The organism is Pseudomonas sp. BS-2016 (assembly GCF_001806145.1).
Taxonomy (GTDB): Bacteria; Pseudomonadota; Gammaproteobacteria; order Pseudomonadales; family Pseudomonadaceae; genus Aquipseudomonas; species Aquipseudomonas lundensis.
In genome coordinates, this window is sequence record NZ_MLCT01000032.1 from 49,510 (window position 1) to 71,149 (window position 21,640).

The following is a 21,640-nucleotide window of genomic DNA, read 5'->3' on the forward strand; positions in this document are numbered from 1 at the left end:
TACGGAACGGATGAACGCGGCACAAAATTAACCTGCGCCCGCAGGCCGGGGGTCGCAGGTTTCGGGGTGGCCGTACCGGGGTAAATACCGGCGGCACTCACTCGTTATCCAGCATGACTCCCACTGACCGAGGTGCTGTTTATGTCTGTCGCTGCCACGCTGGTGCACACCCTGCGCAAACGCCTGAGCAAACCTGGCGGTTATGAACTGTTCGACATCCACCTCCAGCAGCGCATTGCCCTGAGCCCTTCGCTGATGCGTTTCGTGTTCACCGGCGCAGATGTGGGACTGATGCAAACCCTGGCCCCGGATCAGCGGGTCAAGCTGTTCTTCCCCAGTAACGACGGGACCTTGCCCTGCCTGCCGAAAAGCGGTGACTGGCAGGCAGCGCGGCGCGCCTTAAGCGCTGACAAAATCCCGCCCATGCGCACCTACACCGTTCGCGACCTGCGGCCGGACGCCCACGAGCTGGACATCGACTTCGTCCTGCATGGGGAAACCGGCCCGGCCTCGCGCTGGGCCGTGCACAGCCAGCCGGGCGACCGCCTGCAAATCGTCGCGCCGCAGGCGGCGTATCGAGGCGACCCCGGAGGCTATGAATGGCAGCCGCCCCAAGGGGTGCGGCAGGTGTTGTTGATTGGCGACGAAACCGCGTTACCGGCGCTGGCCGGGATTCTGGAACAACTGGCCGACCACCCCGATGCGCCACGGGTACAAGCCTTTATCGAAGTGCCCGAAGAAGCTGACTGCCTGCCCCTGCTCTGCGGCTTGAATGCCAAGGTCCACTGGTTGCCCCGCGCCAGTCTGGGCAAGCGCCACGGCGAAGGCATGACCCTGGCGGCCCGGGAGCTGGCGAGCTTGCCGCCGGTGAACACGCGCATGGCCAACACTGCGGCCGCTGAAGAGCTGGACCTCAACACCCAGCGCCCCTGGGAGCGCGCCAGCGCCAAACAGGGCGACTTTTATGCCTGGGTTGCCGGTGAGTCCGCTGCGGTGATGGCGATTCGACGGTTTTTAATCAACGAACAAGGGCTGGCACGCCAGCAACTGACATTGATGGGTTACTGGAAACTGGGGCGGTCACTGGAATAATGACTCAGCGTGCAGGCGATTGAACCTAATAAAGTTCAATCGCGCACACTTGATTCGCTTCCCCTGTCAGAACATTCCACAAGTACAGGTTATGAGTCATACATCAACATCGGATTTGCGAAATATTTAACCCTGAACAACCACAACCTTATCAGTCGATGCAGGCACAGGGCATTTGTCGAGAGAGGACTGTTTCTTCAATTTTTTATACAGGGATTGCACGCCAGGCAGTTGTAACGCCTCAGGCTTGTAGTCAGGCACATCAGAACGAACTAACACCAGTTCATTACACGGCATAAAAAAAATAATAATGGACTTGTCCGTTACATCATCAACAGGCGCCAGCTTTGCTTCCTTAATTTTGGTTGTGTTTCGATAGCGCTCACCCTCCACCCCCTGATACTCCCGACCCAATTTGTGAAAGCTGTAGGTGGTCTCTGAATTGTAGGGATAACGTGAAAACAGTCGTGCCGGATTGATCACCCCGGCCACGGGCTTTACAGGCCCGCCGGGGCTGGGGGCTGACACCGCGCGTGCCGTGTAGCTGTCGGGCTGTTGGAGCGCGGTCACTCTTGTAAAGTCAGTGTTGTTTCGAGGCGCATCATAATATGTCCATATCGCATAATCGAAGTCACCACCGCCGGTTAAATTAATGCTGTACAGCGGGGCCGAATAACCCACGGGGCGAGGTGTATCTTTGACCCGCAAACTATTTTTTAGCCAAACATCGAACGGATACAAAACAATATCCACTGCCAAATCCACCGGCATCGAGACAATGGCTGCCATCGGGATCAGCCCTAAAGTCAACGACCAGTAAAAGGGCTCCTTGACTACTCTTACATCTTCTTCAATCCCGCTAAACCCCCCGACTCGGTCACTTAAAAACGTCCCACATCCGGACATCAGCGTAATACATGCAACCCACAAAAACCCCTGTAGCTTTTTAGGAAATCTGGTTTTCATTGCAACGCCTCGCTTCTTCTTTTTTGCAAGTTTTTAACTGATGCACCTCAATAAATCTACAAATTAACGACTCGCAAGGGTTATATTTTTGCCCACACTTCTTACTGTCAGCAAAACTGAATTCCCCCTCAGATAAGCCCTACGAAAACGCGCTGTAATAATTCTTTACATCTCAAGGTTCGGGTTTCGGCCTGCTCATCCGTCCTACATGGATAAGCAATCGCTTCTCAATGGCGATTAACACCCGCTCAACCGCGAGTTTGCCGTTACCCATGTCCAAAAAATCCCGTTCCAAGCTCTGGTTTCTGGTTCACAGCTGGCTCACTTTGCCGATCTGGTTCTTCGTGCTGATCGTGTGCGTGACGGGCACCCTGGCCGTGGTGAGCCAGGAAATTGTGTGGCTGGCGACCCCTGAAGCCCGTGCCAGCCAGCCCTCGGACGATGCGCCGCTACTCAGCTATGAACAGGTGCTCACTGCCATTCATCAGGCCGAACCCACCCTGGCCGTGCAGTCGATCAGCCGCCCCGATGAGGCCCACTTCGCGCTAGTGGCCGATGTGGTGTACCCCGACGGGCGCTCACCATCGCTGTACATCAACCCCTACACCGGCGCCATTCAGGGCGAGAGCCCGAGTTTCAATTTCAAGGCGTTCACCCGCGCCCTGCACGGCTGGTGGCTGGTGCCGTTCACCAATGGTTACAGCTGGGGCTGGTATTTGGTGTCGTTCCTCGGCCTGCCGTTGCTGGGCTCGCTGATTACCGGGCTGGTGGTCTACAAGAAATTCTGGAAAGGCTTTTTCAAACCCAACTTGCGCTTCAAGCACGGCGCGCGAATTTTCTGGGGCGACTTCCATCGCCTGTGCGGGATCTGGTCGATCTGGTTTATCGCGGTGATTTCCATCACCGGCCTGTGGTTCCTGATTCAGGCGTTCATGTTCGATAACCAGATTTCCATTTCAACGGCCGGCAACCCGCCGGTGGTGGCACGTCAGGACGTGCCGATCATGCCCGACGGCAAACCGGCGCCGCAGATCAGTCTGGACAAGGCCGTGTCGATTGCCGCCGAGAAAATTCCCGGCCTTGAAGCCAGCTTCATCAGCCTGCCGAGCAATGCCTACGGCCATATCGAAGTCGGCGGCCCGGGCTGGTACCCGCTGTTGTTTCAGACTGCCGAGATCAACCCGTACAACGGCCTGATTGAAGGCTCGCGCATGATTGCCGACCGCTCCGGCCTGGAGCTGGTCACCGAGTCGATGCGGCCGCTGCACACCGGCGACTTTGGCGGCATTTGGGTCAAGCTGATCTGGTTCTTCTTCGGCCTGATCCTGAGCATGATGGTGCTCAGCGGTTTGCTGATCTGGACCAAGCGCACCGCACTGGCCACCGCCCACGCCCTCAAGCGCAGCAATACGCCTGCGCGCGCGCCTGCCGCTCAGGCCGCCACAACAACCACCGATAACCACACGCAGGTCAACGCATGAGCAAGGCAACCACGGCGCAGCCCGCCTCGCCCTTGAGCCGCTGGTGGCACCAATGGCGCTTTCACCTGAACATTTTGCTGTTGCTGGTGCCGCTGGGGTTCATGCCCAAGTACTTCGCCGATGCATCGCTGTTTCGCGGCGACAGCGGTCTGGGCGAGCGCGACATCGGCACCCTGCAGGTCGGGCCCTGGAGCCTGCAACTGGCCGAGCTGCGCGACGAAGCGCCACGCCCGGACGGGCCTGCGGGCTACATGAAAAACTTTAACGCGGCCTTGTGCGACGCCTGCATCGAACCGGTCAAGGCGGTCTACCTGCGCATCGGCAAACCCCGCAGCCTGCGCACCGCCGGGGTGATTTTCTTCGGCACGCCCTATCGCCTGGGCGCCACTGTTCCCGTGCCGCTGCGCACCCAAGAGAATGCCGAGCTGTGGATCACCCTCGAAGGCTGGGACGGCTCGGTGCATCAGGCATCCATCCCCCTGAAAACGGCATCACCGGCCACGGTGGCCTGGCTAAAACAACAAGGAGGCAAACCATGAACATGCGACTGTCCAGACTCCCTGCGCGGCGCCTGATGACCGCAGGCTTTGCCGCCTGCATGGCCATGAGCACCCCGGTGTTTGCGCACAACCCGATGTGCGAATGCAAAGAACTCGATGGCGAACAGATCCGCTGCACCGGCGGATTCTCGGACGGCAGTGGCGCGCCAGGCGTCACCCTGGACGTCATCGGTTACGACGAAACCATTCTGGTGCCCGGCAAGTTGGGTCAGGACTCCAGCCTGACGTTCAAAAAACCCGATGGCGAGTTTTACGTGCTGTTTGACGCGGGCCCCGGGCACATCGTTGAAATCGACCAAGCCGACATCGAGGCCCCATGAATACGCACGTGGTACGCCCCGCCGGGGCCGGGCATGAAACCCTGTATGTCCTGCTGTTATGCCTGTTGATCCTGAGCGTTGCCGGTTCGGTGGTGGCGTGGCGCCATGAATCGCTGAGCGAAACCACCGTGGCGGCCCACCAACTGGATGCGCGACGGGACTTGAACGCCGCCGAGCAAGGGATCTACGCCGACCTGCGGGTCACACTCGACGAAATCCAGTTGCTGCGCGAAGACTCGAATGCGCTGGCCGAGCCCTCAGAACTGGCCGCTGAAGGGTTTGCCCCTTTTACGACCGACGCCAGCTCAATCAGCCGCGGCGGCCACGTGTGGCAGTTGCTGGGCGACCAGGCGTACCTGGGCGTGAGCCCCCACCCTGAGGTTGCCGGCTCGTTTTTGTTGCGTATCGGTGCTGAGCCGGATGTCTGGCTTAACCGCAACAGCACGGTCAGCGTACCCGCCGACGTCAGCGATGCGGCCTTGCGCAGCAACGGCTGGCAGCAAGTGATCGCGCAATTCGATGCCGGGGTGACTCGCCAGCATCGGCACTGAACCCACCGCCTGACCTGAGAGAAGCCTGCTCGCCATGTCCATTTCATCTGTTCTGCGTCGCCGCACCCTGTTGCTGGCCGGGCTGATTGCCTGCTGCCTTGCCCCGCTCGCTTGGGCCGACAGCCCAACAGCGCTGGCCAAACCGTTGCGCATCGGCATCACCTTGCACCCCTATTACAGCTACGTGAGCAACATCGTCGGCGACAAGGCCGAGGTGGTGCCGCTGATTCCCGCCGGTTTTAACCCCCACGCCTACGAACCCCGGGCCGAAGACATCAAACGCATCGGCACGCTGGATGTGATCGTGCTCAACGGCGTGGGCCACGACGACTTCGCTGACCGCATGATCGAAGCCAGCGAAACGCCCGACATCCCGGTGATCGAGGCCAATCAGAACGTGCCGTTGCTAGCCGCCACCGGCAATGCCGCCCGCGGTGCAGGCAAAGTGGTCAACCCTCATACCTTCCTGTCCATCAGCGCCTCGATTGCCCAGGTCAACAACATTGCCCGCGAACTGGGCAAGCTGGACCCGGCCAATGCCAAAACCTACACCGCCAATGCCCGCGCCTATGGCAAACGCCTGCGCCAGATGCGGGCCGATGCGCTGGCCAAATTGACCGAAGCCCCCAATGCCGATCTGCGGGTGGCCACCGTACATGCCGCCTATGACTACCTATTGCGCGAGTTTGGCCTTGAAGTCACGGCCGTCGTCGAACCTGCCCACGGCATCGAGCCCAGCCCGAGCCAGTTGAAAAAGACCATCGACCAATTGCGCGCACTGGACGTAAAGGTGATTTTCTCAGAGATGGACTTCCCCTCCACCTACGTCGACACCATCCAGCGCGAGTCGGGGGTCAAGCTCTATCCGCTGTCGCACATTTCCTATGGCGACTACAGCGCTGACAAATACGAAAAAGAAATGACCGGCAACCTCAACACCGTGGTCAAGGCCATACAGGAGGCCGGAGCATGAGCGCTGCCGAACCGCTGGTCACCCTCGCCACCGGCCCCGGGGTTGAGTTCGATCAGGTCTCGCTGACCCTGGGCCAGACGCCGATTCTCGATCACGTCAGTTTCAACATCCGCCCCGGCAGTGTGCATGCGCTGGTCGGCCCGAACGGCGGTGGTAAAAGCTCGCTGATCAAGACCCTGCTGGGGCAGATGCCGCACCAGGGCCGCCTGTGCCTGAACTGGCCGGGCGCAACCGGTCCGATCGGCTACGTGCCGCAGGCGCTGGAATTCGACCGGGGCCTGCCCATGACGGTGGACGACTTCATGGCCGCCATGTGCCAACGGCGACCGGCCTTTCTAGGCCTGTCGCGCAAGGTAGCGCCCGCCATTGGTGAAGCACTGGAGCGGGTCGGCATGCAGGACAAACGCAAGCGCCGCATGGGCGCATTGTCCGGCGGTGAACGCCAGCGTGTGCTGCTGGCTCAGGGCCTGATCCCGGCCCCGCAGTTGCTGGTACTGGACGAACCCATGTCCGCACTGGACGAAGCTGGCGCCCGCGTGTTTGAACGCTTGCTCAAGGACTGGCGTCAGGCGGGCGTGACCGTGGTGTGGATCGAACACGACCTGGCGGCCGTCAAGCGTTTGGCTGAACGCGTGACGGGGCTCAACCGTCGGGTGCTGTTCGACGGCCCACCCGAACAGACCTTGAGCCCCGAACGCCTGCTGAACCTGTTTGCGACTCACCCCACCGGCCACGGGAGCACTGATTCATGAGTTACGAAGCCTTTCGGCTGATGGTTCAAGGCTGGGCCTCGGCGGGTTATCTGCCCGGGGTGCTGGCCTACGGTTTTGTGGTCAACGCGTTGCTGGCCGGTCTGTTGATCGGCCCGGTCCTTGGCGGTCTGGGAACGCTGGTGGTGGTCAAGCGCTTTGCGTTTTTCTCCGAGGCGGTGGGCCACGCGGCACTGACGGGGGTCGCCATCGGCATTTTGCTCGGCGAACCCTATACCGGGCCCTATGGCAGCCTGTTCGGCTACTGCCTGCTGTTTGGCGTGTCACTCAATTACCTGCGCAATCGCACCGGTCTGGCACCCGACACACTGATTGGCGTTTTCCTCTCGGTGTCACTGGCGTTGGGCGCCAGCCTGCTGCTGATTCTGGCGGGCAAGATCAACGTTCACATTCTCGAAAACGTGCTGTTCGGCTCCGTCCTCACCGTCAACGGCAACGACTTGCTGGTGCTGGCGATTGTCGGTGCGCTGGTGCTCGGGCTAAGCCTGCCACTGTACAACCGCATCATGCTGGCCAGTTTCAATCCGCAACTGGCCGCCGTGCGCGGTGTGGCCGTGAAGTCGCTGGATTACCTGTTCGTGATTCTGGTGACGCTGATCACGGTCGCGGCGGTCAAGGTCATCGGTGCCATTCTGGTAGGCGCCCTGCTAGTGATTCCAGCAGCCGCGGCACGGCTGCTGAGCCAGTCGCTGAAGGGTTTCTTCTGGATCTCGGTAGTGATTGCCACGTTCAGCACGTTGTGCGGGATTCTGTTGCCCATCGTGTTCGACCTGCCCATCCCCTCCGGCGCCGCAATCATTCTGGTGGCCGGTATCGCCTTTGCCCTCGCCGCCATCGCGCGCGGTGTGGTCCCCAGCCTGAAAGGGAATATTGGATAAATGCCTACTCTGCGCACACTCACCCTCGCGCTGGCCCTGACCGGCCTGCTCAGCACCCCGCTCATGGCCGCCGACCCGGCGGCACAATCGGTGCGCATTCTGGCCAGTTTGCCCATCACCTATGGCCTGGGCCAGTTGCTGCTCAAGGACACTGACGTGACCCTGGAGCGCGCAGCGGCCGCCAATCTACCGGGCAGCCGCCAAAGCGCTTACTTCAGTGGGCGCGGTGCGCCCGCCCTGCACAAACTGGCCGAACACGCTGATGCCGTCATCGGCCTGCGTTCGGTATGGAGCGACGACCCGCTCTACCCCATGGCACGCCGCAGCAACCTGCGCATCGTCGAAATCGACGCCGCACGCCCGGTCGATGGCAGCCTGCCGGGTATCGCCTTGCAACCGGGCGCCCCGCGCGATGGCCTGAACACTCAGCCGTGGCTGGTCAGCAACAACATGGGGCGCATGGCCGACGTTATGGCCGCTGACCTGGTACGCCTGGCCCCCCACGCCAAACCGCAGATCGAAGCCAATCTGGCCGCCCTCAAGCAACGCCTGCTCAAGCTCAGCGCCGACACTGAACAGCAACTGGCCAACGTCGACAACCTGAGCGTGGTGAGTTTGTCCGACCGACTGGATTACCTGATGGCAGGGTTAAACCTGGAACCGGTGACGGTCGACCACCCATCTGACCAGCCCTGGACACCCGAAGCCCTTGAAGCCCTGACCCGCACCCTGAAAGACAACGACGTGGCGCTGGTGTTGGACCATCGTGCCCCCAGCGACGCGTTAACAGCGGCCGTGGCACAAAGCGGCAGCCAACTGCTGGTGGTCAACGCCGACGGTGCAGATCCGGTGGCGGAACTGCAGGCCACGATCGAAGCAATCATCAAGGCACTGAACAAGGCGTAACACGGTATCGGGCGGGAGGTTGGCGCGGCCGTGTTTGCGTCCCCCCCTCGAAGCCGGAGGGCTCCACCCTCCCTGCCACTGGAATGCACCAAACGGTTGCGAAATGTCGCGCAGTTAAATACTGTATGCACATACAGCTAACCAAGGACCGCATCATGGCTAAAAAAGCAGCGAAAGCACCGACGCCTCCAACACCCTACGAATTGTTCGGGCTTCGCATACAAAAAGAAATCAGTTCTCCCAAGGCACAAAAGGCCAAAATGGCGGTCCTTTTGCGTCAGGAAGGCGATAACCCGGAATTCTGGGAGCGCCTGCTGGAAGAAATCTCCGAAAACGACAACGTCACCGTTGCCCATCGCGATGATGGCGGCGTGAACGTTTTCTGGACTGTGCCTGAGGAAGACTGAGTCAATGAGGGTTTGTTTACTGGCATTTGCCAGCCTCTTCACTGCTTTAAGCGTTCACGCGGCTGCGCCGCAAACCTTTAGTGAAGCGAAAAAGGTTGCCTGGAAACTCTACGCACCTCAATCCACCGAGTTTTACTGTGGCTGCAAATACACAGGCAACCGCGTCAATCTCAAAGCCTGTGGCTATGTGCCGCGCAAAAATGCCAACCGCGCAGCACGCATTGAATGGGAACACATCGTGCCAGCCTGGCAGATTGGCCATCAACGCCAGTGCTGGCAAAAAGGAGGACGCAAAAACTGCACCCGCAACGACCCGGTCTACAAAGTGGCCGAGGCCGACCTGCACAACCTGGTGCCGAGCATCGGCGAGGTCAACGGTGACCGCAACAACTTCAGTTTCGGCTGGCTCCCGCAGCAGCCGGGGCAATACGGTTCGTGTTTGACCCAGGTGGACTTCAAAGCAAAGAAGGTCATGCCCCGACCTTCTATCCGGGGGATGATCGCACGAACCTATTTCTACATGAGCAAACGCTACAATTTGCGCTTGTCCAAACAAGACCGACAGTTATACGAAGCGTGGGATAAAACCTACCCGGTGCAAGCCTGGGAACGCCAGCGTAACCAGACCGTGGCCTGTGTCATGGGCCGGGGTAATGAGTTCGTCGGCCCGGTTAATCTCAAGGCCTGCGGTTAGAGCCACCCGCAAGCCCGTACCCCTTGAGTCTTGCTGCCCTGAGGCTCAAGGGGCTCTTCACATCAGCACCGCTGTAACCCTCCCTGCATGCCCTCGATTCAGAGGCCCTTTTATTGCCGAAGTGCCATTATTGAGCTATTACTCTGCACATGATTAGACAAGCTCGATTCAATAAGAAACAACACGTGGTAGATGAACTGGTTCACCGAATAGAAAGTGGACGTTTAGTCGATGGCTTACCCCTGCCCGAAGAAGACAAGTTGGCACAAGAACTGGGTGTCACCCGCCATACGTTGCGTCAGGCCTTGACCGAACTCGAACGCCGACGTTATATCGCGACCCGGGCCGGGGGCGGCTCTGTCGTGACCTACGACGGCATCACGCTGGATCAAAACAATGGCTGGACCCAAGCGCTGGCCGATACTGGCGCGCGCATCCATACCGAACTGTTGCGTTTTGAAGCCATTGAGCGGCCCGAGCTGCTTCATCAGTTTGGTGTCAGCCAGTTCATTACCCTGGACCGTCGACGCCGTCGCGCCGATGGCACCGCGGTGTCGCTGGAGCGCTCATTGATGCCGGCCACCAACGGCCTCGAAAGTTTGCCACGGGTGGGGCTGATCGACGATTCACTCACCATCACCCTCGCCGCTTATGGCTTTGTCGGTGAGCGTGGCGATCAATGGATCGGTGCCGAACCGTTGACCGTCGACGACGCGCAACTGCTGGGGCGAACCCCCGGCACGGTATTTCTAAAGGCACTGCGCACCACCTATGACCGACAAGGTCGTTTCATGGAGCAGGTCGAAAGCTGGCTGGACCCGCAGCACTTCCGCATGCACCAGTCATTCGGGACGCCCCTATGACACAACGTGATCGGGCGCTGGGCGCGTTTTACGGACTGGCACTGGGGGATGCGCTGGGCATGCCCACCCAGTCGTTCAGCCGTGCCGAAATCGCTGCCCGTTTCGGCCGCATCACCACCCTTGAATCGGCGCCCGCCGATCAGCCCGTCGCCCCGAACATGGCCAAGGGCTCAGTCACCGACGACACCGAGCAAGCCATTCTCGTCGCTCAACTGCTGATCGAAAATCAGGGCTGCATCCCCGCCGCCCTGTTGGCACAGCGGCTGATTGACTGGGAGGCCGGGATGCAGGCCAAGGGCTCACAAGACTTGCTGGGGCCCTCCACCAAACGGGCCATCAGCCTGATTTTGGCGGGCCACAGCCCCGAAGAAGCAGGCCGTTATGGCACCACCAACGGTGCGGCCATGCGCATTACGCCCGTCGGCATCGTCAGCGACATCGCGCACCCCGAATGCTTCATACAGGCGGTCGTCCAGGCGTGTCAGGTGACCCACAACACCAGTTTGGGAATCGCCAGCGCTGCCGCCGTCGCGGCCGTGGTGTCCAGCGGGATCAACGGTAAAAAACTCGAACACGCCTTGAATGCCGGCACTGAAATGGCCTACATAGCCGAGCATCACGGCCACTGGGTGGCAGGCGCGCGCATCGGGCCACGCCTGCGTTGGGCACGCGATGCCAGCGCGCATTGCAACAACGATAACGTCGGGGATCTGCTGTACGACGTGATAGGCACCTCAGTCGCCTCTCAAGAATCCGTGGTCGCAGCCTTTGCGCTGGCTCAGCGGGTGGCCAGTGGCCAGATGAACAGCGTTGATGCGGTGTGCGCGGCGGCCAGTATTGGCGGCGACACAGACACCATCGCCGCGGTGCTCGGGGCCATGCTGGGCGCCTGTGAGGGGCTCGACGCCTGGCCCACGGCACTGATTGAGCAGGTGCGGGACGTCAATCACTTGCAACTCGAGCCGCTGGTCGAGGCGTTATTGGCCCTGCGCAACGCTTAGCTGCCCCCCTCGCAATGGACTGCACACCGGCTTGCTGCCCGACGCCGGCGCGACACTTTGCTTAAAAACGCTACATAAGCATCAGGAGCGACACCCATGAGCAACCGCCCCGTCGGCCACAGCGCCGGACAACTGGAAACCCGTGGCATCGAACCCGTCCCGGAAATAGAGTGCAATGGCAACCCGCTGCAACTGTTTTGGGTCTGGTTTGCCGCCAACATCAGCATTTTGGGGCTGCCTTTGGGCGCCACGCTGGTGGCCTTTCACCACTTGGCGATCTGGCAAGTCATTCTCGTCGCGCTGATCGGCGCCGCAGGCTCGTTCGCCGTGGTCGGGGTCATTTCCATTGCGGGGCGACGCGGCCGCGCGCCAAGCCTGACACTCTCCAGAGCCATTTTCGGCGTGCGTGGCAATATCGGGCCGACACTGGTGTCGCTGATTTCGCGGGTCGGCTGGGAAACCGTGAATACCACCACGGCAGCGTTTGTCTTGCTGGCCCTGAGTGCCATCGTGTTTGGCACCCCGACCGACGCTAAAAGCGCCCCGCTCCTGACCCTGCTGTGCATTGCCATTTTTGCCCTGCTCACCTTGTCAGTGTCCGGGCTTGGCCATGCCACGTTACTGGTCATCCAGCGATGGGCCACCTACGTGTTCGGCGCCCTCAACGTACTGGTCGGCGGATTTCTCTGCGCCACCATCGACTGGCAAGGTGTGTTTGCAGCGCCTTCGGCCCCCATGAGCGCTGTGATTATCGGCATCGGCATCATGGCGGCAGGCACGGGTATCGGCTGGGCGAACGCCGGGGCCGACATGTCGCGCTATCAAAAACGCAGCGTCAGTGGCCCGCAACTGGTGGCGTCTGCTGCCTGGGGCGCTGGCATACCGTTGGTGCTGCTGATTACCCTCGGCGGTTTGCTGACCGTGGGCAATCATGAACTGGCTTCGGCCACCGACCCGATTGCCGCCATCCGCAACCTGCTGCCCGCCTGGATGGCCGTGCCCTATTTACTCAGCGCCTTTGGCGGCCTGTTGCTGTCCAATCACCTGTCGGTGTACTCCGCGGGCCTGACCACCTTGACCCTCGGGGTTAGGATCAAGCGCGTCCAGGCGGTGGTCGTGGATATCGTCGCGATTTTTTGTGGCTCGATTTACTTCATGTTGTACGCAGACAGCTTTTATGGCCCGTTCATTACCTTTATCTCCCTGACGGCCATTCCGATTACCGCGTGGGTCGCCATCTTTGTGGTCGACCTGATCCACCGTCAGTACTACAGCGCCCAGGACTTGATGGACGTCAGCCCTTCCAGTGCCTATTGGTACACCGGCGGCATCGAATGGCGGGCCTTGAGTGCCTGGGCCGTGGCGCTGATCCTGGGGTTCTGTTTTACCCGGGTGGGCAGCAGCGAGGCCGACTGGTTTGTCGGCCCGCTGGCAGATGCCTGGCTGGGGCATAACGGGATGGGCTGGGTGGTGACCTTCGTGGTGGCAGGCGGCCTGTATGCCCTGCTGGGCGGCGCCCGTGACCGGCGTCTCAGTGGCACGGAGCCTGTCCATGCCTAGGTTGCTGCACACAGGCCAAATCATCATCGACCTGGTGATGGCACTCGATACCCTGCCACCCTCGGGCGGTGATGCGCTGGCCAGCAGCGCCAGCTTCCACGCCGGGGGCGGTTTTAACGTGATGGCCGCCGCCCGGCGTAACGGCCTGCCCGCCCTGTACCTGGGGCGACACGGCCAAGGCCGGTTCGGTGAACTGGCGCGTCAGGCCATGCGCGACGAAGGCATCACCCCGACCCTGCCACCCGATCCGCACACAGACACCGGCCTGTGTGTGGCCCTGACGGAAGCCAGCGCAGAACGCACGTTCATCTCGTACATCGGCGCCGAGGGCGTGCTGAGCACCGATGATCTGCAACAGGTGCAGGTGGCCCATGACGACTACGTGTATGTCAGCGGTTACAGCCTGCTGCAGGCGGGCAAAGCGCAACCCTTGCTGGACTGGCTGCTGGCCTTGCCGGGGGATGTGCACATCAGCCTCGATCCCGGCCCGTTGCTCAACGACATCGCCCCCCACTTGCTGGACGCTCTGTTGCCACGCCTGAACCTGTGGACCAGCAATCGCCATGAAGCGCAGGCCCTCACAGGTACGTACACGCTGGAGGATGCCCTGACGGCGCTGGATGCACGCTTGCCTCGCACCTGCCTGAACGTGGTACGTGATGGCGCGCGCGGCTGCCGGGTCAGCGATACCCATGGCCACCACCGCATTGCCGGGTTCAAGGTGCACGCGCTGGACAGCAACGGCGCGGGTGATGCTCACACAGGCGTGTTGCTCGCGGCGTTGGCCCATGGGGCTACGCCGGTTGAAGCCGCGCGACGGGCCAACGCCGGGGCGGCCATTGCCGTGACCCGGCGAGGCCCCGCCACAGCGCCCCGTGCAGAGGAGATCGATGGGTTCATGGCACAGCAAAACGCCCGGACTTCCGAGGTGTGAACGCAATTTCTGAACATCTTCAGGGTTAATTCCCACAATCAACACGACCAAAGAATGTAAGCAAAAGTGTATAAAACCTTCACAAAAGCTGGAAAATGCCTAAAGGGCTGATTTAACCTTGCCCTTTAACATCCCTCCTGTTGCACCTGTGCGCGGTAATTCTTACGTTTCCCGAGCCATTTGCGTGCTAACAGGGCGGCGTTTTCTCTCGACTTGTGACGATACTCTTGAAACTCATCATTATTGCTGTCTACGTTTTGTCCATCGCATATGTCCACTTGCGGGGCAAGGTTCGGCATAAGCTGAGCCGTCAATTAAGCGACCATTCAACCTTTCTGGCACCGATCAACTGCTTTTTGTACCTGTTCTCCAAAGTCCCCAGCCAGCCTTACTTCAAGCCTGAGGACTTCCCGGAACTGCAACCGTTGCAAGCGCACTGGGAAGAGATCCGCGAAGAAGCCCGCAAGCTGATGCACGCGGGCGAGATCAAGCGCTCAGAGCAACCGAATGACGTGGGTTTCAACTCGTTTTTCAAAACCGGTTGGAAGCGCTTCTACCTCAAATGGTACGGAGACAATCACCCCTCGGCCGTGGAGCTGTGCCCACGCACCATCGAACTGCTCAATGGCATTGGCACGATCAAAGCCGCCATGTTCGCCGAGCTGCCGCCCGGCTCTAAGCTGGTGCGCCACCGCGATCCGTACGCAGGTTCGTTGCGTTACCACTTGGGCCTGGACACGCCGGACGATCCGGGGTGCTACATCAACGTGGACGGTCAGCATTACGCGTGGCGTGACGGTGAAGCCGTGATGTTCGACGAAACCTTCATCCACTATGCCGAAAACAAGACAGACAAAAACCGCATTATTTTGTTCTGCGATGTCGAGCGGCCGATGCAGTACCGCTGGGCGGCGGCGTTCAACCAATGGTTCAGTCGTACCGTGATGGCCTCTGCCAGCTCGCCGAACGACGCCAATGACAAGGTCGGCGGCCTGAACCGTGCGTTCACCAAACTGTACAAAATCCGCCTGCGCGGCAAGGAACTGAAAAAGCGCAACCGCACACGTTACTACCTCGAAAAGTGGGCCATTTTCGGCGGCTTGCTGGCGCTGTTCCTGCTGATCTGAACCGCTGCCCCTTGACCCTGACACCCGCAGTCGCTCACCTGTGTAGCGGCTGCGCGGCGCTTCCCGCCCTCTTGCCCCACGTCTCACGTCTCACGTCTCACGTCTCACGTCATTTCCCGCGCCTTGTGTTAATCAGCCATCATGGCAATGCGCCTTGAGTTGCGAAAGCGCGCCCATATACTGGCTGGCGTGTGCTTGTTGAACCGCCCTGGCAGGCGATTGTGTGACAGGACTCTGGAGGTCTGCACCATGCCCATTCGTCTCAGTTTTATTTGCCATGCCCGTACCGAAGCCCAGCGTCTGGGCCGGTTCCCGCAAGATGAGCCAGCCGAAAGCAAAAGCCTGGAAAAAGCCGGGCAACTGGCCACAGTGCTGAAAAAACCGGTGCGGATTCTCTGCGCCCCTGAGACCCGAACCTTGCAAACCGCCCATGCCTTGGGCAGCGAAATCGAAATCGTGCCCGCGCTGGAAGAATACGATTTTGGCGACTGGAGAGGCCAAAGCCTGTCTGACCTGCAAGAGAGCACCCCGCAGGCCCTGGCGGACTGGCTCAGCAACCCCTATGCCGCGCCCCACCATGGCGAGTCGGTGCAGGACCTGTGCCTGCGGGTGGGCGCCTGGCTCGATGAATTCCGCGAGGAAGGCCATTTTGCCGTGGTCACGCATCCGTTCGTGATCCGTGCCGCCATTTTGCATGCCCTGGCGGCCAGCACCGCTTCGTTCAACCTGATTGACATCGAGCCGTTAGCGGTCGTGGATTTGCGTTTTAACGAACGCTGGCGGCTGCGGTTCTGAGCTGAGACAACTCGAGGCGGGTCCCCGCATCCGGTTTAGCGTTCTTCGAGCACCAACCCGCCCGGCGGCAACGGCAGCGCGGTTTTATAGCGCACTTGCTTAAGGGCGAAACTGGAGCGGATGTTGGCAACGCCGGGGACTTTGGTCAGGAAGTCCATCATGAAGCGCTCCAGCGCCTGAATACTCGGCACCAGTACGCGAATCAGGTAGTCGGGGTCACCCGCCATCAGGTAGCACTCCATCACCTCGGGCCGGTCCGAGATGGCCGCCTCGAAATGTTGCAGCGCCTCTTCCACCTGCTTTTCCAGGCTCACGTGAATAAACACATTGACGTGCAGGCCGAGCATGTCGGCATCGAGCAAGGTCACTTGCTCGCGAATCAACCCGCGCTCTTCCATCGCTTTGACCCGGTTGAAACACGGGGTGGGCGACAGGTTGACCGAGCGCGCAAGGTCCGCATTGGTGATGCGCGCGTTCTCCTGAAGGCTGTTGAGAATCCCGATATCCGTTCGATCCAGCTTGCGCATGAGACAAAACCACCTGTTTTTTATGTTTATGCAGAATTCTTATCCTTATTCGCCGTAAAGCACAACGAACTACAGATAAATATTCTTCACTGTCCGGAATATGATTGTTGTAGGACAAGATCTGCCGGTTGAACTGACATTTCTTGCATGCAGTACCTAGCTCCCGCGCCCTAATAAAACACGACAAGATCGAGCGTAGAGAAAGCCATGAATCAAGACTATGCACCACTGCGCCTGCACGTTCCCGAACCTTCCGGCCGTCCCGGCTGCAAGACCGATTTCAGCTACCTGCGTCTGACCGACGCCGGTTTGGTACGCAAGCCGCCCATTGATGTAGAACCGGCAGACACCGCAGACCTGGCCAAGGGCCTGATCCGTGTACTCGACGATCAAGGCCGGGCCTTGGGGCCGTGGGCCGAAGGCGTCCCGACCGACGTGCTGCGCGCCGGGATGCGCGCCATGCTCAAAACCCGCATCTTTGACACCCGCATGGTGGTTGCCCAACGCCAGAAAAAGATGTCGTTCTACATGCAAAGCCTGGGCGAAGAAGCCATCGGCAGTGCCCAGGCGCTGGCACTGAACCTTGACGACATGTGCTTCCCGACCTATCGCCAGCAAAGCATTCTCATGGCCCGCGACGTACCGCTGGTGGACCTGATCTGCCAGCTACTGTCCAACGAGCGCGACCCGCTCAAAGGCCGCCAGTTGCCGATCATGTATTCGGTACGCGACTACGGCTTCTTCAGTATTTCCGGCAACCTCGCCACCCAATTCGTCCAGGCCGTGGGCTGGGGCATGGCGTCGGCCATCAAGGGCGATACCAAAATTGCGTCCGCCTGGATCGGTGACGGCGCCACCGCCGAGTCCGACTTCCACACCGCCCTCACCTTCGCTCACGTGTACCGCGCCCCGGTCATCCTCAACGTGGTGAATAACCAGTGGGCCATCTCCACGTTCCAGGCCATTGCCGGGGGCGAATCCACAACATTCGCCGGGCGTGGCGTGGGGTGCGGCATCGCCTCCCTGCGGGTCGACGGCAACGACTTCATCGCCGTTTACGCCGCCTCGGTATGGGCCGCAGAACGTGCGCGCCGCAATCTGGGCCCGACGCTGATCGAATGGGTCACTTATCGCGCCGGCCCGCACTCAACATCTGACGACCCTTCCAAGTACCGTCCTGCAGATGACTGGAGCCACTTCCCGCTGGGTGATCCGATCATTCGCCTCAAACAGCACCTGATTGCCACCGGCAACTGGTCCGAAGACGAACACGCCGCCGTCAGCGCAGAACTCGAAGCCGAAATCATCGGGGCACAAAAGGAAGCCGAACGCTTCGGCACCCTGGCGGGCGGGCAAATGCCGAGCGCCGCAACGATTTTCGAGGACGTCTACAAAGACATGCCCGAGCACTTGCGTCGGCAACGTCAGCAATTGGGGTTATAACCAGATGAACGACAACAATAAAATTCAGATGGAGAACGCCGTGAGCACCAGCACCATGACGATGATCCAGGCCTTGCGCTCGGCCATGGACGTGATGCTTGAGCGCGACGACAACGTGGTGGTATTCGGCCAGGACGTGGGCTACTTCGGCGGCGTGTTCCGCTGCACCGAGGGCTTGCAGGCCAAATACGGCAAGTCGCGGGTGTTTGACGCGCCCATCTCTGAAAGCGGCATCGTGGGCGCCGCGGTCGGCATGGGCGCGTATGGCCTGCGCCCGGTGGCCGAGATTCAGTTTGCCGACTACTTCTACCCCGCCTCCGACCAGATCGTGTCCGAAGCCGCCCGTTTGCGTTACCGCTCAGCCGGGGAATTCATCGCCCCGATGACCCTGCGCATGCCCTGCGGCGGCGGGATTTACGGCGGCCAGACCCACAGCCAGAGCCCCGAAGCGATGTTCACCCAGGTCTGCGGCCTGCGCACCGTGATGCCGTCCAACCCTTACGACGCCAAGGGCTTGCTGATCGCCTCCATCGAAAACGATGACCCGGTGATTTTTCTCGAACCCAAGCGCCTGTACAACGGCCCGTTCGACGGTCACCACGAACGCCCCGTGACCCCGTGGTCCAAACACGCCGCCAGCCTGGTGCCGGACGGCTACTACACCGTACCGTTGGACTGCGCCGCCATCGTGCGCCCCGGCACAGAAGTCACCATCCTGACCTACGGCACCACGGTGTACGTGTCACAAGTGGCGGCCGAAGAAACCGGCATCGACGCTGAAGTCATCGACCTGCGCAGCCTGTGGCCGCTGGATCTGGACGCCATCGTCAACTCCGTGAAAAAGACCCGCCGCTGCGTCGTCGTGCACGAAGCCACCCGCACCTGCGGTTTTGGCGCCGAGCTGATCGCACTGGTTCAAGAGCACTGCTTCCACTACCTGGAAGCGCCGATCGAGCGTGTCACGGGCTGGGACACCCCTTACCCGCATGCTCAGGAGTGGGCCTATTTCCCCGGCCCGGCGCGAGTGGGAGCGGCTTTGCAACGGGTTATGGAGGTCTGAATGGGTACGCACGTTATCAAGATGCCGGACATTGGCGAAGGCATTGCGCAAGTGGAACTGGTGGAATGGTTCGTCAAAGTCGGTGACATGGTCAGCGAAGACCAGGTGGTCGCCGATGTGATGACCGACAAGGCCACGGTGGACATTCCTTCGCCAGTGGCGGGCAAGGTGTTGGCTCTGGGCGGCCAGCCCGGTGAAGTGATGGCCGTGGGCAGCGAACTGATTCGCATCGAAGTCGAGGGGGCCGGCAACCTGCGCGAAAGCGCAGCCGCCCCCGCCGAACCTGCTCCTGCTGCGGCGGCAGCGCCAAAAGCCGCACCCCAGGCCCGGGTCGAAGTGGCCGCCGTGACCGCACCGCCCGCCAAACCGGCGGTGGCTCCGGCCCCACGCCCGGCGCCGGTGGCCCGTGAAGCCAATGAGCGCCCGCTGGCCTCGCCGGCCGTGCGTAAACGCGCGTGGGACGCGGGTATAGAGCTGCGCTTTGTGATCGGCACCGGCCCGGCTGGCCGCGTACTGCATGACGACCTCGATGCCTATTTGGCCCAGGACACGCAAACCAGCCCTGCGCCGGTCGGCGGTTACGCCAAACGCAACGACGAACAACAGATTCCGGTGATCGGCCTGCGCCGCAAGATCGCTGAGCGCATGCAAGATGCCAAGCGCCGGGCCGCGCATTTCAGCTATGTCGAAGAAGTCGACGTGACCGCCCTCGAAGAGCTGCGCGCCCAGCTCAACCAGAAATGGGGCGACAGCCGCGGCAAGCTGACCCTGCTGCCATTCCTGGTTCGGGCCATGGTTGTGGCGCTGCGTGACTTCCCGCAGATCAACGTGCGCTACGACGATCAGGCACAGGTCATCACCCGTTTTGGCGCCGTGCACGTGGGCGTCGCAGCGCAAAGCGACAACGGCCTGATGGTGCCGGTGGTCAAGCATGCCGAAAGCCTGACGCTGTGGGGCGCGTCCGAGGAGATCGCCCGCCTGGCCAATGCCGTGCGCACCGGCAAGGCCGCCCGTGAAGAGTTGTCGGGCTCGACCATTACCCTGACCAGCCTCGGAGCGCTGGGCGGGATCGTCAGCACGCCGGTGGTCAACCTGCCGGAAGTGGCGATCATTGGTGTCAACCGCATCGTCGAGCGCCCGGTGGTGGTCAAAGGCCAGATCGTGGTGCGCAAAATGATGAACCTCTCCAGCTCGTTCGACCACCGGGTGGTGGACGGTATGGACGCGGCACTCTTTATCCAGGCCATGCGTGGCTTGCTCGAACAACCTGCCACCCTGTTTGTGGAGTGAACATGCAGCCAACTCAACACACCACGCTGCTGATTATCGGCGGCGGCCCCGGCGGTTACGTGGCGGCCATCCGCGCTGGCCAGCTGGGCATCCCCACGGTCCTGATCGAAGGCCAGTCGCTGGGCGGAACCTGCCTGAATGTCGGCTGCATTCCGTCCAAAGCCCTGATTCACGTGGCCGAGCAGTTTCACACCACGCACCGCTACAGCGCGGGCGGTTCGCCCTTGGGGATCAAGACCACGGCCCCGACCCTGGACATCGGGCAAAGCGTGAACTGGAAGAACGGCATCGTCGATCGCCTGACCACGGGCGTCGGCGCGTTGCTGAAAAAGAATGGCGTCAAGGTCATCCATGGCTGGGCGAAGATTCTGGATGGCAAGGCCGTTGAGGTCGACGGCCAGCGCATCGAGTGCGAACACCTGCTGCTGGCCACCGGCTCAGAAACGGTCAATCTGTCGATACTGCCACTGGGCGGCGCCATTATTTCGTCCACCGAAGCACTGAACCCCACGCACATTCCCAAACGCCTGACCGTAGTGGGCGCCGGTTACATCGGGCTTGAGCTGGGGATCGCCTACCGCAAGCTGGGCGCGGAAGTCACGGTGGTCGAAGCCCGCGAGCGCATCCTGCCCACCTATGACATGGAGCTGACGCAGCCGGTTGCCGAATCCCTCAAAGCGCTGGGCATCACGCTGTACTTGGAACACAGCGTCGAAGGGTTCCAGGCCAGCACCGGCACCTTGTCGATGCGCAATCGTATGGGGGAAAGCCAGACGCTGGAAACCGATCAGGTGCTGGTGGCGGTCGGCCGTCGCCCGCGCACGCAGGGTTTCAATCTGGAAACCCTCGCCTTGACCATGAACGGCCCGGCGATCCGTGTCGACAACCGCTGCCAGACCAGCATGCGCAACGTCTGGGCGATTGGCGACCTGACCGGCGAGCCGATGCTGGCCCATCGCGCCATGGCGCAGGGAGAAATGGTGGCCGAGATCATTGCTGGCCAACAACGTGAATTCAGCCCGACGGCGATCGCGGCCGTGTGCTTCACCGACCCTGAAATCGTCGTGGTCGGCAAGACCCCGGCCGAGGCTGAGGCCGCAGGGCTGGATTGCCTGAGCGCCAGCTTCCCGTTTGCGGCCAATGGGCGAGCCATGACCCTGGAGTCCAAAAGCGGCTTCGTGCGGGTGGTGGCGCGGCGTGACAATCACCTGATTGTGGGTTGGCAGGCCGTCGGTGCGGGTGTGTCGGAATTGTCCACGGCCTTTGGCCAATCACTGGAAATGGGTGCGTGCCTGGAGGACATTGCCGGCACCATCCACGCCCACCCGACCCTGGGCGAGGCAGTGCAGGAAGCCGCGCTGCGCGCACTGGGGCATGCGCTGCATATGTAACACCGTGCCGTGCACGAGGCGGCGTCCGGCCTGACCGGCGCCGCTTCGTTT

23 protein-coding genes are annotated in these 21,640 nt (G+C 61.1%); 21 read left to right on the forward strand and 2 right to left on the reverse strand.

Features of this window, described 5'->3' with window-relative positions:
* Window positions 1–141 precede the first annotated feature (141 nt).
* Window positions 142–1,092, forward strand: coding sequence for a siderophore-interacting protein (locus BKD70_RS16550; RefSeq protein ID WP_047275050.1), 951 nt, complete (start codon window positions 142–144; stop codon window positions 1,090–1,092).
* Between the two features lie 126 nt (window positions 1,093–1,218).
* On the opposite strand, the gene BKD70_RS16555 is transcribed toward BKD70_RS16550, so the two are convergent.
* Window positions 1,219–2,058 carry a YceK/YidQ family lipoprotein gene (locus BKD70_RS16555; RefSeq protein WP_047275052.1) on the reverse strand — a complete coding sequence of 280 codons (840 nt, stop codon included), beginning with the start codon at window positions 2,056–2,058 and terminating at the stop codon, window positions 1,219–1,221.
* A 272-nt stretch (window positions 2,059–2,330) separates the two neighbouring features.
* On the opposite strand from BKD70_RS16555, the gene BKD70_RS16560 reads away from it, so the two are divergent.
* From BKD70_RS16560 to BKD70_RS16635, 16 genes are all read left to right on the forward strand, one after another.
* Window positions 2,331–3,539 (forward strand): PepSY domain-containing protein, encoded by a 1,209-nt coding sequence (locus tag BKD70_RS16560; protein WP_047275372.1) that lies wholly within the window; start codon window positions 2,331–2,333, stop codon window positions 3,537–3,539.
* Window positions 3,536–4,078: a hypothetical protein gene (locus BKD70_RS16565; protein WP_047275055.1), complete on the forward strand. Its 543-nt coding sequence runs from the start codon at window positions 3,536–3,538 to the stop codon at window positions 4,076–4,078. The genes BKD70_RS16560 and BKD70_RS16565 overlap by 4 nt, the downstream gene beginning before the upstream one ends.
* A 35-nt stretch (window positions 4,079–4,113) precedes the next feature.
* The gene (locus tag BKD70_RS16570) at window positions 4,114–4,419 is read left to right on the forward strand and encodes a hypothetical protein (RefSeq protein WP_047275374.1); all 306 of its coding nucleotides are present in this window, start codon (window positions 4,114–4,116) and stop codon (window positions 4,417–4,419) included.
* Window positions 4,416–4,970 carry a DUF6162 family protein gene (locus tag BKD70_RS16575; RefSeq protein WP_047275057.1) on the forward strand — a complete coding sequence of 185 codons (555 nt, stop codon included), beginning with the start codon at window positions 4,416–4,418 and terminating at the stop codon, window positions 4,968–4,970. The genes BKD70_RS16570 and BKD70_RS16575 overlap by 4 nt, the downstream gene beginning before the upstream one ends.
* Before the next feature lie 34 nt (window positions 4,971–5,004).
* The gene (locus BKD70_RS16580; protein ID WP_047275058.1) at window positions 5,005–5,943 is read left to right on the forward strand and encodes a metal ABC transporter substrate-binding protein; all 939 of its coding nucleotides are present in this window, start codon (window positions 5,005–5,007) and stop codon (window positions 5,941–5,943) included.
* Window positions 5,940–6,695, forward strand: a complete 756-nt coding sequence (locus tag BKD70_RS16585; protein WP_047275060.1) for a metal ABC transporter ATP-binding protein — start codon at window positions 5,940–5,942, stop codon at window positions 6,693–6,695. The genes BKD70_RS16580 and BKD70_RS16585 overlap by 4 nt, the downstream gene beginning before the upstream one ends.
* Window positions 6,692–7,591 carry a metal ABC transporter permease gene (locus BKD70_RS16590; protein WP_047275062.1) on the forward strand — a complete coding sequence of 300 codons (900 nt, stop codon included), beginning with the start codon at window positions 6,692–6,694 and terminating at the stop codon, window positions 7,589–7,591. The genes BKD70_RS16585 and BKD70_RS16590 overlap by 4 nt, the downstream gene beginning before the upstream one ends.
* Window positions 7,592–8,497, forward strand: coding sequence for a metal ABC transporter solute-binding protein, Zn/Mn family (locus tag BKD70_RS16595; RefSeq protein WP_047275064.1), 906 nt, complete (start codon window positions 7,592–7,594; stop codon window positions 8,495–8,497).
* A gap of 155 nt (window positions 8,498–8,652) precedes the next feature.
* On the forward strand, window positions 8,653–8,904 hold the full coding sequence (locus tag BKD70_RS16600) for a DUF1654 domain-containing protein (RefSeq protein ID WP_047275066.1): 252 nt from the start codon (window positions 8,653–8,655) through the stop codon (window positions 8,902–8,904).
* A 4-nt stretch (window positions 8,905–8,908) separates the two neighbouring features.
* Window positions 8,909–9,598 carry an endonuclease gene (locus BKD70_RS16605; protein WP_047275068.1) on the forward strand — a complete coding sequence of 230 codons (690 nt, stop codon included), beginning with the start codon at window positions 8,909–8,911 and terminating at the stop codon, window positions 9,596–9,598.
* 149 nt (window positions 9,599–9,747) lie between these two features.
* Entirely contained in the window at window positions 9,748–10,461 is a 714-nt protein-coding gene (locus BKD70_RS16610; protein WP_047275070.1) for a GntR family transcriptional regulator, read from the forward strand.
* The gene (locus tag BKD70_RS16615; RefSeq protein WP_047275072.1) at window positions 10,458–11,462 is read left to right on the forward strand and encodes an ADP-ribosylglycohydrolase family protein; all 1,005 of its coding nucleotides are present in this window, start codon (window positions 10,458–10,460) and stop codon (window positions 11,460–11,462) included. The genes BKD70_RS16610 and BKD70_RS16615 overlap by 4 nt, the downstream gene beginning before the upstream one ends.
* Window positions 11,463–11,558: 96 nt before the next feature.
* Window positions 11,559–13,022 (forward strand): cytosine permease, encoded by a 1,464-nt coding sequence (locus BKD70_RS16620; protein WP_047275074.1) that lies wholly within the window; start codon window positions 11,559–11,561, stop codon window positions 13,020–13,022.
* On the forward strand, window positions 13,015–13,956 hold the full coding sequence (locus BKD70_RS16625) for a PfkB family carbohydrate kinase (RefSeq protein WP_047275076.1): 942 nt from the start codon (window positions 13,015–13,017) through the stop codon (window positions 13,954–13,956). Before BKD70_RS16620 ends, BKD70_RS16625 begins: the two co-directional genes overlap by 8 nt.
* A gap of 227 nt (window positions 13,957–14,183) precedes the next feature.
* Window positions 14,184–15,083 carry a lipid A hydroxylase LpxO gene (gene lpxO / locus BKD70_RS16630; RefSeq protein ID WP_047275079.1) on the forward strand — a complete coding sequence of 300 codons (900 nt, stop codon included), beginning with the start codon at window positions 14,184–14,186 and terminating at the stop codon, window positions 15,081–15,083.
* A 249-nt stretch (window positions 15,084–15,332) separates the two neighbouring features.
* Window positions 15,333–15,878, forward strand: a complete 546-nt coding sequence (locus BKD70_RS16635; RefSeq protein ID WP_047275081.1) for a histidine phosphatase family protein — start codon at window positions 15,333–15,335, stop codon at window positions 15,876–15,878.
* Window positions 15,879–15,913: 35 nt separating this feature from the next.
* Here BKD70_RS16635 and bkdR read toward each other — a convergent pair whose 3' ends face one another.
* Entirely contained in the window at window positions 15,914–16,405 is a 492-nt protein-coding gene (gene bkdR, locus BKD70_RS16640) for a Bkd operon transcriptional regulator BkdR (RefSeq protein ID WP_047275082.1), read from the reverse strand.
* A 207-nt stretch (window positions 16,406–16,612) separates the two neighbouring features.
* Between bkdR and BKD70_RS16645 the strand changes: the two genes are divergently transcribed.
* Genes BKD70_RS16645 through lpdA form a run of 4 tightly spaced genes read left to right on the forward strand, consistent with a single transcriptional unit; the run spans window position 16,613 to window position 21,589 of the window.
* Window positions 16,613–17,848: a 3-methyl-2-oxobutanoate dehydrogenase (2-methylpropanoyl-transferring) subunit alpha gene (locus BKD70_RS16645; protein ID WP_047275084.1), complete on the forward strand. Its 1,236-nt coding sequence runs from the start codon at window positions 16,613–16,615 to the stop codon at window positions 17,846–17,848.
* 4 nt (window positions 17,849–17,852) lie between these two features.
* The gene (locus BKD70_RS16650) at window positions 17,853–18,908 is read left to right on the forward strand and encodes an alpha-ketoacid dehydrogenase subunit beta (protein WP_047275086.1); all 1,056 of its coding nucleotides are present in this window, start codon (window positions 17,853–17,855) and stop codon (window positions 18,906–18,908) included.
* Window positions 18,909–20,198: a dihydrolipoamide acetyltransferase family protein gene (locus BKD70_RS16655; protein WP_047275088.1), complete on the forward strand. Its 1,290-nt coding sequence runs from the start codon at window positions 18,909–18,911 to the stop codon at window positions 20,196–20,198. It begins immediately after the preceding gene.
* A gap of 2 nt (window positions 20,199–20,200) precedes the next feature.
* A complete protein-coding gene (gene lpdA, locus BKD70_RS16660; protein ID WP_047275090.1) occupies window positions 20,201–21,589 on the forward strand; it encodes a dihydrolipoyl dehydrogenase in 1,389 nt (462 codons plus the stop codon).
* The last annotated feature ends 51 nt before the right edge of the window (window positions 21,590–21,640 follow it).

Bases quoted from the DNA above. Each gene is read 5' to 3' on its own strand.
- BKD70_RS16625 (WP_047275076.1), top strand. From the start codon at position 13,015: ATGCCTAGGTTGCTGCACACAGGCCAAATCATCATCGACCTGGTGATG.
- BKD70_RS16655 (WP_047275088.1), top strand. From the start codon at position 18,909: ATGGGTACGCACGTTATCAAGATGCCGGACATTGGCGAAGGCATTGCG.
- BKD70_RS16570 (WP_047275374.1), top strand. From the start codon at position 4,114: ATGACCGCAGGCTTTGCCGCCTGCATGGCCATGAGCACCCCGGTGTTT.
- BKD70_RS16605 (WP_047275068.1), top strand. From the start codon at position 8,909: ATGAGGGTTTGTTTACTGGCATTTGCCAGCCTCTTCACTGCTTTAAGC.
- BKD70_RS16600 (WP_047275066.1), top strand. From the start codon at position 8,653: ATGGCTAAAAAAGCAGCGAAAGCACCGACGCCTCCAACACCCTACGAA.
- BKD70_RS16645 (WP_047275084.1), top strand. From the start codon at position 16,613: ATGAATCAAGACTATGCACCACTGCGCCTGCACGTTCCCGAACCTTCC.
- BKD70_RS16580 (WP_047275058.1), top strand. From the start codon at position 5,005: ATGTCCATTTCATCTGTTCTGCGTCGCCGCACCCTGTTGCTGGCCGGG.
- BKD70_RS16595 (WP_047275064.1), top strand. From the start codon at position 7,592: ATGCCTACTCTGCGCACACTCACCCTCGCGCTGGCCCTGACCGGCCTG.
- BKD70_RS16555 (WP_047275052.1), bottom strand. From the start codon at position 2,058: ATGAAAACCAGATTTCCTAAAAAGCTACAGGGGTTTTTGTGGGTTGCA.
- lpdA (WP_047275090.1), top strand. From the start codon at position 20,201: ATGCAGCCAACTCAACACACCACGCTGCTGATTATCGGCGGCGGCCCC.
- BKD70_RS16590 (WP_047275062.1), top strand. From the start codon at position 6,692: ATGAGTTACGAAGCCTTTCGGCTGATGGTTCAAGGCTGGGCCTCGGCG.
- BKD70_RS16585 (WP_047275060.1), top strand. From the start codon at position 5,940: ATGAGCGCTGCCGAACCGCTGGTCACCCTCGCCACCGGCCCCGGGGTT.
- BKD70_RS16615 (WP_047275072.1), top strand. From the start codon at position 10,458: ATGACACAACGTGATCGGGCGCTGGGCGCGTTTTACGGACTGGCACTG.
- bkdR (WP_047275082.1), bottom strand. From the start codon at position 16,405: ATGCGCAAGCTGGATCGAACGGATATCGGGATTCTCAACAGCCTTCAG.
- BKD70_RS16650 (WP_047275086.1), top strand. From the start codon at position 17,853: ATGAACGACAACAATAAAATTCAGATGGAGAACGCCGTGAGCACCAGC.
- BKD70_RS16620 (WP_047275074.1), top strand. From the start codon at position 11,559: ATGAGCAACCGCCCCGTCGGCCACAGCGCCGGACAACTGGAAACCCGT.
- BKD70_RS16565 (WP_047275055.1), top strand. From the start codon at position 3,536: ATGAGCAAGGCAACCACGGCGCAGCCCGCCTCGCCCTTGAGCCGCTGG.
- BKD70_RS16610 (WP_047275070.1), top strand. From the start codon at position 9,748: ATGATTAGACAAGCTCGATTCAATAAGAAACAACACGTGGTAGATGAA.
- BKD70_RS16635 (WP_047275081.1), top strand. From the start codon at position 15,333: ATGCCCATTCGTCTCAGTTTTATTTGCCATGCCCGTACCGAAGCCCAG.
- BKD70_RS16550 (WP_047275050.1), top strand. From the start codon at position 142: ATGTCTGTCGCTGCCACGCTGGTGCACACCCTGCGCAAACGCCTGAGC.
- BKD70_RS16575 (WP_047275057.1), top strand. From the start codon at position 4,416: ATGAATACGCACGTGGTACGCCCCGCCGGGGCCGGGCATGAAACCCTG.
- BKD70_RS16560 (WP_047275372.1), top strand. From the start codon at position 2,331: ATGTCCAAAAAATCCCGTTCCAAGCTCTGGTTTCTGGTTCACAGCTGG.